General features: G+C 59.2%; 12 protein-coding genes. 6 read left to right on the top strand and 6 right to left on the bottom strand.

Annotated features, from left to right (window positions below; all coding sequences use genetic code 11):
- Positions 1–18 precede the first annotated feature (18 nt).
- The 4 genes from fabF to gmk all read left to right on the top strand — a co-directional run bounded on the left by fabF (position 19) and on the right by gmk (position 4,232).
- Positions 19–1,275, top strand: coding sequence for a beta-ketoacyl-ACP synthase II (gene fabF / locus HF949_RS09545; RefSeq protein ID WP_292894352.1), 1,257 nt, complete (start codon positions 19–21; stop codon positions 1,273–1,275).
- A gap of 188 nt (positions 1,276–1,463) precedes the next feature.
- Entirely contained in the window at positions 1,464–2,630 is a 1,167-nt protein-coding gene (gene mltG / locus HF949_RS09550) for an endolytic transglycosylase MltG (protein WP_292894355.1), read from the top strand.
- Positions 2,631–2,672: 42 nt separating this feature from the next.
- A complete protein-coding gene (locus HF949_RS09555) occupies positions 2,673–3,563 on the top strand; it encodes a YicC/YloC family endoribonuclease (protein ID WP_292894358.1) in 891 nt (296 codons plus the stop codon).
- A gap of 3 nt (positions 3,564–3,566) precedes the next feature.
- Positions 3,567–4,232, top strand: coding sequence for a guanylate kinase (gmk, locus tag HF949_RS09560; protein WP_292894361.1), 666 nt, complete (start codon positions 3,567–3,569; stop codon positions 4,230–4,232).
- Positions 4,233–4,235: 3 nt separating this feature from the next.
- Here gmk and rsmA read toward each other — a convergent pair whose 3' ends face one another.
- The 6 genes from rsmA to HF949_RS09590 all read right to left on the bottom strand — a co-directional run bounded on the left by rsmA (position 4,236) and on the right by HF949_RS09590 (position 11,950).
- Positions 4,236–5,066 carry a 16S rRNA (adenine(1518)-N(6)/adenine(1519)-N(6))-dimethyltransferase RsmA gene (gene rsmA / locus HF949_RS09565; protein WP_292894364.1) on the bottom strand — a complete coding sequence of 277 codons (831 nt, stop codon included), beginning with the start codon at positions 5,064–5,066 and terminating at the stop codon, positions 4,236–4,238.
- Positions 5,063–6,073, bottom strand: a complete 1,011-nt coding sequence (gene pdxA / locus HF949_RS09570; protein ID WP_292894367.1) for a 4-hydroxythreonine-4-phosphate dehydrogenase PdxA — start codon at positions 6,071–6,073, stop codon at positions 5,063–5,065. The genes rsmA and pdxA overlap by 4 nt, the downstream gene beginning before the upstream one ends.
- Positions 6,074–6,143: 70 nt before the next feature.
- A complete protein-coding gene (locus tag HF949_RS09575) occupies positions 6,144–7,079 on the bottom strand; it encodes a peptidylprolyl isomerase (protein WP_292900105.1) in 936 nt (311 codons plus the stop codon).
- Positions 7,080–7,266: 187 nt separating this feature from the next.
- Positions 7,267–9,636: an LPS-assembly protein LptD gene (locus tag HF949_RS09580; RefSeq protein WP_292894370.1), complete on the bottom strand. Its 2,370-nt coding sequence runs from the start codon at positions 9,634–9,636 to the stop codon at positions 7,267–7,269.
- Between the two features lie 26 nt (positions 9,637–9,662).
- Positions 9,663–10,748, bottom strand: a complete 1,086-nt coding sequence (gene lptG, locus HF949_RS09585) for an LPS export ABC transporter permease LptG (protein ID WP_292894373.1) — start codon at positions 10,746–10,748, stop codon at positions 9,663–9,665.
- On the bottom strand, positions 10,745–11,950 hold the full coding sequence (locus HF949_RS09590; RefSeq protein ID WP_292894376.1) for an LptF/LptG family permease: 1,206 nt from the start codon (positions 11,948–11,950) through the stop codon (positions 10,745–10,747). The genes lptG and HF949_RS09590 overlap by 4 nt, the downstream gene beginning before the upstream one ends.
- Before the next feature lie 328 nt (positions 11,951–12,278).
- Between HF949_RS09590 and HF949_RS09595 the strand changes: the two genes are divergently transcribed.
- Positions 12,279–13,769 (top strand): leucyl aminopeptidase, encoded by a 1,491-nt coding sequence (locus tag HF949_RS09595; protein WP_292894378.1) that lies wholly within the window; start codon positions 12,279–12,281, stop codon positions 13,767–13,769.
- Positions 13,770–13,773: 4 nt separating this feature from the next.
- Positions 13,774–14,220: a DNA polymerase III subunit chi gene (locus HF949_RS09600; RefSeq protein ID WP_292894381.1), complete on the top strand. Its 447-nt coding sequence runs from the start codon at positions 13,774–13,776 to the stop codon at positions 14,218–14,220.
- Positions 14,221–14,270: the final 50 nt, after the last annotated feature.

The following is a 14,270-nucleotide window of genomic DNA, read 5'->3' on the forward strand; positions in this document are numbered from 1 at the left end:
AAGGCGGATAATCAGCATATGAGACGCGTCGTCGTCACCGGTATGGGGCTTCTTTCACCCTTCGGCCTCGGTGTTGAACATGGGTGGAAGAGCCTGCTTTCGGGCAAGAGTGCGGCCAGCCGCATCGATCGTTTCGAGGTCGATGATCTGGCCTGCAAGATCGCCAATTCGATCCCGCGCGAAGGCGAGGGGGCGTTTGACCCTGATGCTTTTCTGGAGCCGCGCGAGCAGCGCAAGATAGGTGAGTTCATCACCTACGGCATTGCTGCGGCTGATCAGGCGTTGGAGGATTCGGGCTGGAAACCGGAAACCGAAGACGAAAAATATGCCACTGGCGTGCTTATCGGTTCGGGGATTGGTGGCATTGAAGGCATTGCTGAGAACGCCTTGACGCTCGCTGAGCGCGGCCCGCGCCGCATCAGCCCGTTCTTTATTCCAGGCAACATTATCAACCTGGTCTCGGGGCAGGTGTCCATCCGCCACGGGCTGAAGGGGCCGAACCATGCAGTGGTGACCGCGTGCTCAACCGGTGCGCATGCCATTGGCGATGCCGCGCGGCTTATTATGCTGGGTGATGCTGACGTTATGCTGGCGGGCGGTGCAGAAGCACCGATCACGCGTCTTTCCATTGCAGGCTTTTCTGCCTGCAAAGCACTTTCCACCAGCTTTAACGACACGCCGGAAAAGGCCTCCCGCCCCTATGACCGCGACCGTGACGGTTTTGTCATGGGCGAGGGCGCTGGCGTGGTTGTTCTAGAGGAGCTGGAGCACGCAAAGGCGCGCGGCGCCAGGATCTACGCTGAAGTTGTGGGCTATGGCCTCACCGGCGACGCCTACCACATTACGGCTCCGGCCGAGGATGGCGACGGTGCCTACCGTTGCATGAAGGCTGCTTTGAAACGTGCAGGTCTTTCCCCGGCCGATGTGGATTATATCAACGCACATGGTACATCCACCATGGCGGATACGATTGAACTCGGTGCCGTGGAGCGTCTCCTGGGGGATTCTGCCAGCAAGGTATCGATGTCCTCCACCAAGTCCTCAATCGGACATCTTTTGGGTGCCGCCGGGGCGGCAGAGGCGATCTTCTCGGTTCTTGCCATTCGTGACAACATTGTTCCGCCGACCATCAATCTGGACAATCCACAGGTGGAAACGCCAATCGATCTGGTACCCAACAGGCCGCGTGAGCGGCAGGTTGACGTAGCGTTGTCCAACTCGTTCGGCTTCGGCGGCACCAATGCATCGCTTGTGTTCAAGCGTTATGATGCCTGAAGCTTTCCGATAACGGTCTTGCAGTTTTGCCATTTTCGCAATTCAGTCTGACAGACACGAATCGAGATGGCGAACGCCAGGTGCCGGAGGAGTGTTTTTCTGAAGCCTGTGCGGACGTTTAAGACACGAATATTTAGGACAGGACTGGCGACCGTTGGCGCCGTTCTGAAGGGAGCGGTCCAAGAGGCATGACAGGGACTTCCGGTGACAATTCCGGCTTCGGCCGTCAGGCAGGCGATGAACGCGGTCGCGCGTTCAAATCGGCCAACCAGACTTTGCGGCCGGAGGCTGGCACACCGCCGCCACGTCGCTCGAAGCGTGCGCGCAGTCAGTTCGTGGTATTCCTGAACTTCGTCTTCTCATCCGTTGTATTTCTGGTCATTCTTGCCGGCTTCGCATTTTATTTCGGCAAGCGGGAGTTCCATCAGCCGGGTCCTTCGCGAACGGCCGAGACCGTGATGATCAAACCGAACACCGGTGTGCGCCAGATCGCGAGCCTGCTTGAACGCGAGGGCGTTATTTCCGATGCCCGCATCTTTTCGCTCGGCGTTCGCGCCTATGGTGCGGATTCCCAGTTGAAGGCGGGCGAATACGCCATCGATGCCGGCGCGTCCATGCACGACATCATGGAACTGTTGAAGAGTGGCAGGAGCGTTCTGTATTCGCTCACCATTCCCGAGGGACAGACCGTCTTCCAGGTGTTCGAGCGGATCCGTGAAACCGAAGAGCTTTCTGGCACTCTGCCCGACGAACTCCCACCCGAAGGCAGTCTTGCCGCCGATACGCTACGTTTCACGCGCGGTATGGATCGTGCGGCGGTCGTTGAGAAACTGCTCGAGGATCAGCGCGAGCTTGTTGACAGCATCTGGGAGCGTCGCGACGAAGATTTGCCGATCAAGGACAAGAATGAGTTCGTGACGCTGGCTTCCATTGTTGAAAAGGAAACGGGAATCGCCGATGAGCGCCCGCGGGTCGCCGCCGTATTCATCAATCGCTTGCGCAAGGGCATGCGGCTACAGTCGGATCCCACGATCATCTACGGGCTGTTCGGCGGTCAGGGAAAGCCGTCTGATCGACCGATTTATCGGTCTGATCTCGACAAGAAGACACCCTACAACACGTACCTTATCGATGGTCTGCCACCCACACCCATTGCCAATCCCGGCCGCGCGGCTCTCGAGGCCGTGGCAAACCCCTCTCAGACGGATGAACTCTATTTCGTCGCCGACGGAACAGGCGGGCACGTTTTCGCCAAGACACTCAAGGAACACAACGAGAATGTCGCTCGCTGGCGCAGGATCGAACGTGAGCGTCGGGCGGAGGAAGAAAACGGGAGCGACAACGGTTCGAATTGAGCCGGACGCGCAGGCGCACAGAGGGGAGGCATGAGGGGAGGCATGAGCAGGCTCCAGAGCATGACGGGATTTGCCCGTGCCGCGCGCGACCACGATGCAGGCGGCATCGCCTGGGAGGTGAAGTCGGTCAACGGGCGCAGCCTGGAAGCGCGCTTTCGTTTGCCGGCAGGCTTCGAACGCATTGAACAGACGGCCCGGCAGCGCCTGCAGAAGCGCTTTTCCCGCGGCAACGTTCAGGCTTCCCTTACATTCACGCAGAGCGCGGCGCTGCGTCGCCCTGTCGTTGACGAGGACTTTCTGAAAGAGATTGCGGCTCTTGCCGGACGGATTCAGCATGAGTTCGGTACGGGGCCGGCCACAGCCGATGGGCTGCTCGGTTTGCGCGGGGTTCTCGATTTCGCCGATCCCGTGGCGGATGAAGACATGCGTGCTTCACTTGACGAGGCGATCCTCGCTGCCTTTGACGACGCGCTGCAGGGCCTTGAGGAGGCCCGACGGGAAGAGGGCGGCGCGCTGCAATCCATTTTGCTCGATCAGGTGGCCCGTATCGAGACATTGACCGATCAGGTCGAAGCCGATTCTTCGCGCTCTCCCGAAGCCATTCGAGAGCGCCTGCGTGAGCAGGTATCGCGGCTTATCGATGCAGTCACCGGCTTCGATTCGGACCGTCTGCACGCGGAAGCAGCCATTCTCGCGACAAAAGCCGACATACGCGAGGAAATCGACCGTCTGCGCACGCATATCGCATCGGCGCGGGCGCTGATCGACGCAGGTGGCCCCATCGGGCGAAAGCTCGATTTCCTGGGTCAGGAGTTCAACCGCGAATCCAATACGCTTTGCTCAAAGTCCAATGCGGCAACGGTGACGGCCATCGGCCTGGAACTGAAGGCTGTCGTGGATCAGTTTCGAGAGCAGGTGCAAAATCTGGAGTAGACCATGTCCTCGGAACCCTCGCCTGCCGTTTCCACCGATGTCTCGCGCCGCGGTCTTATGCTGGTGCTGTCTTCGCCTTCAGGCGCGGGGAAATCCACCATTGCACGCACACTGCTGGCGCAGGTTCCCGGTTTCGAGCTTTCCGTCAGCGTGACAACGCGCGCGAGACGCGGCAGCGAGATCGAAGGCGTGCACTATCATTTCAAGTCGCAGCGCGAGTTCGAGATCATGCGCGACAATGACGATCTGCTCGAATGGGCCGAGGTCCACGGCAATTTCTACGGCACCCCGCGTGGCCCGGTCGAGAAGGCCCTTACGGAGGGCCGCGATATGCTCTTCGACATTGACTGGCAGGGAGCAGAGCAATTGCGCGAGAAGATGCGTGGCGATGTCGTGTCAATCTTCATTCTGCCCCCCACCATGAAAGAGCTTCTCGGCCGTCTCACGCGGCGGGCAGAGGATACGCCGGAGATCATCCAGACGCGCCTGAAGAACGCACGCACCGAGATAGAGAAGTGGATCGATTACGATTACGTGGTCATCAATGATCAGCTTGATCGGGCGTTCTCCGCGGTTCGCTCGATCGTTGAGGCGGAGAGGCTTCGCCGCGACCGGCGCCCCGGCCTGTTCGATTTTGTGGCAGGGCTCCTCGCAGAAGAGGCGAATTGAAGCTCAGGCCTTGTTCGCCAGCGTTACGAATTCGGCCACCGAAAGCGTCTCTGCGCGGCGCGTCGCATCAATGCCCGCACGAGCCAGAAGCACCTCACCACCAAGCGGTTTCAGACTCTGCCGCAGCATCTTGCGACGCTGCCCGAACGCAGCTTCGGTAACCTTTGCCAGTTTCGCCGGGTCGACGGCCAGCGGGGTTGCGCGCGGCACGATATGCACCACTGACGAGGTCACCTTGGGCGGTGGCGTAAAGGCCTGCGGCGGAAGGTCGAAAGCAATTCTTGCCTCTGTGCGCCAACCGGCCAGAACGCCCAGCCGGCCATACGACTTGTCACCGGGCTGCGCCACGATCCGTTGCGCCACCTCGCGTTGAAACATCAATGTCATGGAAGCATAGAACGGCGGCCAGGTTTCTGGCGTGAGCCAGCGCACCAGGAGTTCGGTGCCTATATTGTACGGCAGGTTTGCAACGATCCGCACTTCACCCGCCGCATGTGGTGCGAGATCAGCGAAATCCGTCTCCATCGCATCACCGCTGACAACGTCCAGCCGGCCCGGATAATGACTGGCGATCTCAGCCAGGGCATCAAGGCAGCGCTCATCGCGCTCGACAGCGATGACACGTTCGGCGCCTGCCATGAGAAGCGCACGTGTCAGCCCTCCAGGCCCGGGGCCAACCTCGATGACCGTCGCGCCTTCGAGATTTCCGGCAGCGCGCGCCACCTTCGCCGTCAAATTGAGATCAAGAAGAAAATTTTGCCCAAGCGACTTCTTCGCAGCAAGGCCGTGAGCGGCGATCACTTCGCGCAATGGGGGAAGGCCGTCAGCGCTCATCGGGTCGCACTCGTGTTGTCCGCCAATGCTCTCGCCAGGCGAATGGCCGCGATCATACTGTCGACGCGCGCAATGCCCCTGGCGGCAATATCAAACGCGGTACCATGGTCGGGGGAAGTGCGGATGAAGGGGAGGCCGAGCGTGACATTCACCGTTTCATCAAAGCCTATGGTTTTGACGGGGATCAATGCCTGGTCATGATACATGCAAAGCGCTGCATCATAGTGCTGGCGGGCTCGTGCGTGAAACATCGTGTCAGCGGGTAGGGGCCCGAACGCATTGATCCCGGCCGCCCGCAGAGCATGGATTGCTGGCACGATGATATCGTTATCTTCGGTTCCCATTGCTCCACCTTCGCCTGCATGCGGGTTGAGGCCGGCGATGGCAAGCCGGGGAGCAGCAATGCCAAAGCGCTCGCGCAGATCGTGCACGGCTATCCTGGCCGTCTCTTCCACAAGCTCCCGTGTAAGCGTCGAGGGAACGGTTGCCAGTGGCTCATGGACCGTCACCGGTATGGTGCGCAGGTCAGGACCGGCCAGCATCATTACAGGCTTTGCAGGGGTGCCCGTAATCTCTGCCGCCAGATGACCGAGATACTCTGTATGGCCAGGGTAGCGAAAACCCGCGTCATAGAGCGGCTTCTTGGCAATGGGGGCTGTAACCACCGCTGCGGAACGCATCTGCATAGTGTCATCCACGGCACGCGAAATGGCCTCGATGACGCCGGCCGCATTCACCGTTTGAGCATGCCCGGGCTTGTCGGCCAACCTGTTGTCGAGCGGCGAGATCGGCAGGCGTTGGGCAAATCCGGCGGTCGCATGTTCCGGTTCGGTTTCTGAAATCGGAACGTCCAGTCCCAGATATCGGGCCCGAGCCGAAAGCAGAGCTGGATCCCCAAGAACATAGAAGGGAGGCAATTCAAACTTGCCTCTCCCAAGCCACGCCTTGAGGATGATTTCGGGGCCTATCCCGGAAGGATCGCCGATGCTGAGCGCGAGCGGGAGCACGACCCATCTCCTTCTGGAGAAAATAGCTGGTGGAAAGAAGGGAGCCCGTCTGTGTCAGGCCCTTGGCAAATCACCGTTGGCTTATGCGCGCATTCTCGCGCAGTTCCGCCAGGAAAGCCTGCGCTTCCTTTTCCATGGCGTCATTGCCGGAGTTTTCGTTCTGGAAGACCATTTGCGCAACCCGGTCATCGGAAACCTCACGTGTGCTACACACACCGATGAACTCGACACCGCGCTCAGTTTCACGAACGCCCGTGGCACTTCCGGGAGAGGTCTTTTTGACCTGGTCCTTCCAATCGGACGGCAACTCCGGCTCCAGAATGCGGCCGAGGTCTCGCACCGTCACGTCGATCAGGCCCTTGGCAAACTGGCGCGTGCTGTCGCAGCCGCGAAAGCGGTCGCGCATGGCCTGTGCTTCACGCTTGCGTTTGCCCAGAAGACTGGAACGCTCCCCCGAAGGGACCACAAAGATCACCTGCTGGAGCATGTATTCGGTCGCGCTCGGCTTGCTGCCGCCCTGCTGGAGCATTTTGGCAACGACATCCTGCTCGCTCATGCGACCCGCCGAACTGGAGCGTGCCTGCATGACACGCCCCCAGCCGATCTGTGAACGGATGAATTCCTTGAAATGATCGGCGGTAACGCCGCTTTGCGCCAGAACGGTGTTCAACTGGCTGGTCGACATGCGGTTGCCGCTGGCGAAGCGGGCATAGGCCTGGTTCACCATTTCATCGGGTATGTTGATATTGCGACGCTGCATTTCCTGCGTCTTCAGCGTCTGCTCGATCATCTGATCGGTTGCCTTTTGGCGCAGATTGCCACTTTCACGCTGCAGCTTCAGAAACGCCACGCGACGGTCGATATCATAGCTGGTGATCGGCGCGTTGTTCACCACATAGCGGATTTCCGTCGCCTGTGCGCTTGTTACGGTAAGCATTGGCAGGGCCGTTGCCATGGCTACCGTAAGAACGCCCGCGCTCAGAAACCGCCTGCAATTGCTAAACATCGTCATTGTTCTCATCTTTGCACCCCGCAATTGCGCCTGAGATAACAGCAAATGCACGGGAGCTACAGTCCCTTAAGCTGTTTTATCGACATCGCGTGGGGCGAAAACATGGCCTTTTGACCGAAAGGAAAGCGCAAGCGGTGCTCGAAACGGCCCCGTCACCTGGACAGGGGCCGTATCAGGCGGGCTAGAAGCTGGTATTCAGCTCGCCGCTGCTGGTGCCGAAGTCGCCGATTGTCCGCAGTGAAATACGAAATCCGAAAGACTGACTGACTTCCTGCGTATCGCGGTTCTTGCTGCGGGAATAGGTCATCGAATAGATGAAACATTCGTCGCCGTAGGAGAAGCCGTAATCGTTTTTCACGAGGGTCTGGCTTTCAATATCATAAGTGCCCGAGGCAAAGCCGCTCCAGTTTTCGTCAAAGCGCACTTTGGCAACACCGGTAACTTCCTGCCGGTCGTCTTCAAACCCGTAGAGTGGCTGTGCTTCGATATAGGCGTATTGCAGCGATGTCGTGAGCTGGCCGAAGGTCGCGGCTGTTTTCAGGTCAGTGCGGCGAAGATCGAATGTCTTTTCGTCGAACCGTGCCCCGGCAGAAAACGCAAAACCGTTCGGGCTGGCAATACCGATCATACCCACAAAATCGGAGACGTCCGTCTCCAGACCCGAATAGGCACCCGCGTGGACGAGGTCCGTCTGGGCGTATGGGTTGGCGCCGGCCAGATGATAGGATTGCCCGAACAGCCCCTGAGTGGTCCATCCATTGGCAAAACTGCCCGAATAGCGGATGCCCACATTGGCGCGCGTGCCACCCTCAATCCGGTCATAGCCGGAGAACTTGTCGCGCTCGAACAAGGTCGTCGCGTCGAAGACAAGCGATTGAGCATCCTCGTTGGGAATGCCCAGCCTGTCCTGATGGGGCGCGTCCGGCCGCATGAAAATCTGCGCCATCGGCTCCAGAACATGGCTCGCGCTAGAGGTGGAGAAGAGGATGGGCCAGCGGGCTTCAAGGCCGGCCGTGGCCATGTAGCGGTAATAGGATGAGCGAACATCGCTGCCAACAGCCGTGTTGTTCAGCTCGAAACTGGTAATACCATTAACGGTATTGGCATCGTAGTCGGTGTAGATCGCATCGCCGCGCGCCTGCAGGATAGGTGTGACTACAAGGCCGCCGGAGCTCACGAAGGAACGTTTCCACTCGGCCTCGGCCGTCATGCGGCTGGCCAATCCCTCAATACCGTCGATTCGCTCATAGATTCCCGAGTTCTGGGAATTCAGATTACCGCTAAGCGAATCCCGATAAATGTTCTGCACGTTCACATCGAAATTCAGCTCGCCGCCAGCAACGGCTTCATCCGGCGTGTAGGAATAATCGAAGCTGGGCAAAACCCAGGGCTGCTTGTCGTTCCGCGCATTGATCGAGCCGTCGAGAACGTTTTCCTGAACGTCGAAATGAAAGGCTCTCAGATCGAAGAAGTTCCGGTCGTCGAGACCAGTCAGATAAAGTTGCGATGTCTGCACCGTGTCTGAGAAGCCATCGATGCCATAGGTGCGCGAAAAATTCTTGTCGGTCTGCGCCAGCACATCCCAGCCGAAGGTCCAGCGAGGATTGATACGGAACTGGCCCTTCGAACCGATCATGCCACGACCGGTTTCACTCCTGTTGACCGTGCTCGCATCCCAGGCTTCCGGATCCTGTTGTTTGATGCCGGCGATCTTGATGCTGTATTGGCCATTGTCGAAACGCTGGCGCCATTCGGCCTCACCGAGAAAACCCTGCTTGGTATAGTAGGTGCCTGTTACGGTCAGGTCGTAGGTCGGTGAAAATGCGAAGTAATAGGGGACGCTGATGCCAACCCCCATCTCTTCCTTGTAGGAGGCGCCGGGAATGAGAAAGCCGGACTTTCTCTTCACGGTCGGATCGGCGACCTCGAAGAAGGGCAGGTAGGCGATCGGCATGCCGAAGAACTCGAATCGGGAGCCTTCGAATCGAACCGTTTTCGATTCTCCGTTCCAGATGATCTTCTGAGCCTTGATCTGCCAGATCGGGGGCTTGCCGGGCTTCTCCCGGCATGGCTCACAAGCGGTGTAGACACCATTGTTAAACGTCGTCAGTTGTCCGCCGGAACGCTCCGCGCTTTCAGCGGCGAAATAGGTCTTGTCGACGGTCTCGATCCGCAAAGCGTTGACAAAGCCGTCACGGAAGTCGTCGGTGACATCGATCTCGTCGGCAAAGATGCGGTTGCCGTCTTCTTCGATGATCTGCACGCGTCCGCGGGCCACAACGCGCGATGTCCTGCGATCATAGATGACGCGGTCCGCGACTAGGCTGTTGCCGGCATACTCGATCTGCACACCGCCCGCAGCCGTGATTGTGTTGAGATCGTTGTCGTAAATCAGGTTGTCCGCCGTCAGGAGCATCTGCGCACCCTGCGGCAAGTCGGAAACGTCCAGGCCGCCCGTCTGCGCAAGGGCAGGGGCCTGTGGAAGCAATGTATAGGTGCACAAGGTTGCCAACGCGGTTGCGCCCATCAAATGCGCTAACCGTGTGGACATGCCGGCTCTCTTTGCCGCAACCCCCACTAACCGTCCTCCTTGTACAATAGGAAAGTCACCCCGTAGAACATCGCCACGACCACAGGCGTCCATGCAGCCACAACCGGAGGAACGACTCCAGCACTGCCGAACGCCTTGACCAGGACCGAAACCACATAAAGCAGAAACCCGGCGAGGATTCCACCCAGAATTACCGTTGCTGACTGTCCCATTCTGGTAAATCTCATCGATACCGTAGCGGCAATCAGGGTCATGGCGACCAGCAGCAGGGGCAACACCACAAGTGAATGAAAATGCGTAGCAAACGCGTTTGCTTTAAGCCCGAAGGAACGAGCAACTTCAATCTTTCCGGGCAGTGCATAGATTGACGTTGCTTCAGGGCGGGCGAGCTGCTCGCCAACGAACTCAGGCTGAAGATTGGTTTCGATCTGGATGTTTTCGATTTTCTCTGCCGCAGCAGTGCCGCGTCGACGTGCCACGCCCTGCAGGTCCCAGTAGCCGTCGCGGAGGAACGCTCGCGCGGCATCGAGACGTTCGAAGATACGGCCTTCGGCATCGATTCGGAAAAATGTCGGACGCACCAGAACCTGACCGCCGTTCAAAACGGCACTCGAACCGATGATGGTTTCCTCGCCGCCCGAGCGCTGCTTGATCCATTGCTCGGCCTCCGAATTGGTGCTGCTCTTGGCGCCGCGTACCTGGGCTTCTACGCTCTGCGCCTGGGCGAATCCATTGGCAGCAAGAGGATTGAGCGCAGCCACCGCAACCACTCCGAACAGGAACGAGCCGAACGCGATCGGTATCAGAAACTGCCACGCCGAGACACCGGCTGCGCGGGCCACGACGAGTTCATATTTGCGGTTCAGGCTGATCAGCGTCGCCATCGCGGCGATGAGCCCGATAAACGGAATAGCCTGCAACAGGATGATTGGTGTCTGCAGAGCGGCAAGCGAGAACGCCCATTGCGCCGTGTAGCCAGGCAATCCGGCCGAGCGGCTCGACACCTCCGCGAACGTCACGATGAAGATCAGCAGGCCGATGCCGAAGAAGTTCCATGCAGCAATCGAGGCGTAACGGCGGAAAAAATACCCGCCCAGCGTCAGGCCGATCATCCGCGCCTCCCGGCTGGTGTCCGCCTGTTTGCGAGCCTGACGCGCCAATGCGTCATGCTCTCGGTCAGTCGTTGCATGCGTGCGTTCAGCTTTTCAACCCAGTGCGTTGGCAATTCCATCACGCGATTGGTGAGGATGAACACCGCACATAGTCCAATCATCAAAAGAGGAGCGGCATAAAGAACGAAGGAGAAGAATGGTGAGCTTTCGGCTTCCGTACCCGAATAAAACCCGACCCATCGTATGATCAGCGAGATCGCCATTGTGGTGACGATGGGGTGGAGACGTGCTTCACGAAAAGACCGCGCATCGCCTGCAACGGCAAGTGCGACCATTGCGAAAACAAGCGGATATAGCCATTCGGAAAGGCGCATATGCAGCTCGGCACGGATGATCTGGGGCGATTTTTTGTAGAAGGTGTCGTTTACATCCGGGTTCAAAAGAAATGCGAGTGACCGATCCTTCGGATGCAGTGTCGGTTCTCCTCCGCCTCCGCTGGTGAACTGCGAAAGGTCGAACGCATATGAATCGAAGCGGATCGTCGAGACGTCGCCGTTCACCGATTGTCGCTGCACCATCCCGTCTTGCATTACCAGGATTGAGCCGCCTTCGCGCTCCACTGCCGCGCCGGTTCGCGCGTGATAGACGAGCTTGGTGTTCTCATCGCGCGAATCGGCCACGAAAATGCCGCCCAGAAGCCCGTTGGGGAGACGCTCTGAGACCTGTACGAAAAGCCCGTCATCCACCTTCTGGAAGGATCCCTCCTGAAGCACGGTCGTTATCAGATCCGCGCGGGCGTTGGCCAACACGGACCGGAAAGCCTGGCGCGAGGCGGGTTCCAGCGTGTTGTTGATCAGGAAGGAAGCAATGCTGGCGCCTATGGCGATGATCAGAACCGGGCGGATGATGGTGGCGCGGGGGGCACCCGAGGCATTGATGACCACAAGCTCGGAATCCGAGTTCATCGTCGCCAGCGTCTGAGCGACAGCGATGCCGAGCGCAAAGGGGATCACGATGGGGATGACGGACGGCAGAACGAGGGCCGCCACGAAGAAGAAAGTGCCAGCGGATTGCCCGCTATCGGTCACGAGGTCGATCCGGTTGAGGACCTGCGTCGTCCACACCAGTGCGAGCACCCACAGCAACGCCGCCGCGAAAAGCGCGAAGGTGCGACGCATGATGTAAAGTTCGATCACCCGCATGGATATCGACAATCCGTTTCGTTGGAACAGCCCTTTAAAGGCGCGCGCGAACCTAACGGTCCTGACACGCGCGCACAATGCGCAACTGCCGGCTTTGAAGGGCGGCCCACCATTTCTTGTCCCATGGGTGACTTTGGGTGGGATTGGTTAGAAAATGCGAAACAAACGCGGTTAACAGCTTGCTTACGGGTTGATAACTGACCCGCGCAGGTTGCACGCATCGGTGAAAAATCGGAACGCCCCTGCGTGCGGGCCTTGCCAATTTGCATAAAACCTCCAAGATCGCCGGCGCCTTCTATCGACCAATCACGGAAATCTGGGAAATATCATGACCGACAGACCGAGCGTCTCCTTCGCCAAATTTGCAATGCCCGGGAAGGGTACCGTCATCGTTCTGGCGAACGAAGGTGGCGGTCTGGGAGAAAAAGCAAAGGCCTGTGACCCCGAGGGTGTGCTTGCCCGAGCCTTTGAGGTTTCGGGATTTTCGGGAAAACTGGCGAAGAGCGTTGAGGTTCTGGCACCCGCCGGGTCGCAGCTCGATCGGCTCACGGCCATCGGTGCCGGCAAGCCCGAAGAGCTTGCCGAGGAAGCGCTTCTTAAAATCGGCGGCGCGGCTTTGGCCGCCGGGAAATCCGCTTCAGAGATTACCCTCGTGGCGGAGGTCGATGGCGCCGAAATCGATGCGGCGGCGGTCGCCAGTCTGGCGCTTGGCATGCTGCTGCGCGCCTACAGTTTCGAAAAGTATAAGACCACGAGCCGCGACAATGGAAACGATAAACCCGCCAAGAAGCTGAAGATTGTCATCCAGTGCGCCGATCCGTCTGCAGCGAAAAAGGCTTTTGTGCGCGCCGAGGCTGTCGCCAATGGCGTTGTGCTCGCGCGTGACCTTGTGAATGAACCGGCCAATGTTCTCGGACCGGTCGAGTTTGCCGCAAAGGCGAAGGAGCTGGAAAAGCTTGGCGCCAAGGTCGAGATTCTGACCGAGAAGGAAATGAAGAAGCTTGGCATGGGCGCGCTGCTCGGCGTTGCACAGGGGTCTGTCCGGCCGCCACGCCTGGCAATCATTGCATGGAATGGCGGCAAGGCGAAGGAGAAGCCTGTCGCTTTCGTCGGCAAGGGCGTGGTGTTCGACACAGGCGGCATCTCCATAAAGCCGGCCGGAGGAATGGAAGACATGAAGGGCGACATGGGCGGTGCCGCTGCCGTCATGGGCGTCATGCATGCGCTGGCTGCCCGCAAGGCCAGGGTCAATGCTGTCGGCCTGATCGGTCTCGTCGAGAACATGCCTGACGGCAATGCCCAGCGCCCGGGCGACATCGTCACATCCATGTCCGGCCAGACCATTGAGGTCATCAACACCGATGCGGAAGGGCGGCTCGTGCTGGCCGATGTGCTCTGGTATTGCAACGATCGCTTCAAGCCGCAGTTCATGGTCGATCTCGCGACGCTTACCGGTGCGGTCATGGTGGCGCTCGGCCATCATCGGGCGGGCCTGTTTTCCAACGACGACACGCTGGCCGGGCGGTTGTTTTCGGCGGGCGAGGCCACCGGAGAGAAGGTCTGGCGTCTTCCGCTTGGCGAAGATTATGACAAGCAGATCGATTCGAAGAATGCGGACATGAAAAACTCCGCTGGCCGCATGGCTGGGTCCATCACTGCTGCACAGTTCCTTAAGCGTTTCGTCAAGGAGGGAGCCTGGGCGCATCTCGATGTTGCAGGCACAGCGATGGGCGCGCCCCTAGACGAGATCAACCGGTCCTGGGGTTCGGGTTTCGGTGTGCGTCTGCTCGACCGCCTTGTAGCGGATCACTACGAATAGGCCGATGGACGTTCTTTTCTACCACTTGACAGAATCGACCCTGGAGGAAGCGTTGCCGTCCCTGGTCGAGAAAAGCCTCGAACGGGGCTGGAAAGTGGTGATCCAGACGGGCACCCGCGAGCGTTGCGACGCACTCGACAACTGGTTGTGGACGTGGCGCGAGGAGGCCTTCCTCGCCCACGGCACCGATCGGGACGCGCATGCAGAGCACCAACCGGTGCTCTTGACCGATGCAGAAATCAATCCGAATGGCGCTCAGATCCGCTTTTTCGTGGATGGAGCCGATCCGACCGGGGTGAAAGGATATGAGCGCGCTGTCGTGATGTTCGACGGTCACGACGCCGCTCAGCTCGACGCTGCGCGCGGATACTGGAAAGCCCTCAAATCTGCCGGCCATGCCGTCACCTATTGGCAGCAGGGTCCGGATAGACGCTGGCAGAAGAAGGCCTAGACGGCCGATTCGCTTTCGGCCCGTAAAGCACCTTGCCTTGCAGGAGCCCT

It is taken from the genome of Nitratireductor sp., assembly GCF_017794765.1.
Classification (GTDB): domain Bacteria; phylum Pseudomonadota; class Alphaproteobacteria; order Rhizobiales; family Rhizobiaceae; genus Nitratireductor.

Bases quoted from the DNA above. Each gene is read 5' to 3' on its own strand.
- HF949_RS09575 (WP_292900105.1), bottom strand. From the start codon at position 7,079: ATGTTTAGCAATTGCAGGCGGTTTCTGAGCGCGGGCGTTCTTACGGTA.
- lptG (WP_292894373.1), bottom strand. From the start codon at position 10,748: ATGATCGGCCTGACGCTGGGCGGGTATTTTTTCCGCCGTTACGCCTCG.
- mltG (WP_292894355.1), top strand. From the start codon at position 1,464: ATGACAGGGACTTCCGGTGACAATTCCGGCTTCGGCCGTCAGGCAGGC.
- HF949_RS09600 (WP_292894381.1), top strand. From the start codon at position 13,774: ATGGACGTTCTTTTCTACCACTTGACAGAATCGACCCTGGAGGAAGCG.
- gmk (WP_292894361.1), top strand. From the start codon at position 3,567: ATGTCCTCGGAACCCTCGCCTGCCGTTTCCACCGATGTCTCGCGCCGC.
- HF949_RS09555 (WP_292894358.1), top strand. From the start codon at position 2,673: ATGAGCAGGCTCCAGAGCATGACGGGATTTGCCCGTGCCGCGCGCGAC.
- HF949_RS09580 (WP_292894370.1), bottom strand. From the start codon at position 9,636: ATGTCCACACGGTTAGCGCATTTGATGGGCGCAACCGCGTTGGCAACC.
- HF949_RS09595 (WP_292894378.1), top strand. From the start codon at position 12,279: ATGACCGACAGACCGAGCGTCTCCTTCGCCAAATTTGCAATGCCCGGG.
- rsmA (WP_292894364.1), bottom strand. From the start codon at position 5,066: ATGAGCGCTGACGGCCTTCCCCCATTGCGCGAAGTGATCGCCGCTCAC.
- HF949_RS09590 (WP_292894376.1), bottom strand. From the start codon at position 11,950: ATGCGGGTGATCGAACTTTACATCATGCGTCGCACCTTCGCGCTTTTC.
- fabF (WP_292894352.1), top strand. From the start codon at position 19: ATGAGACGCGTCGTCGTCACCGGTATGGGGCTTCTTTCACCCTTCGGC.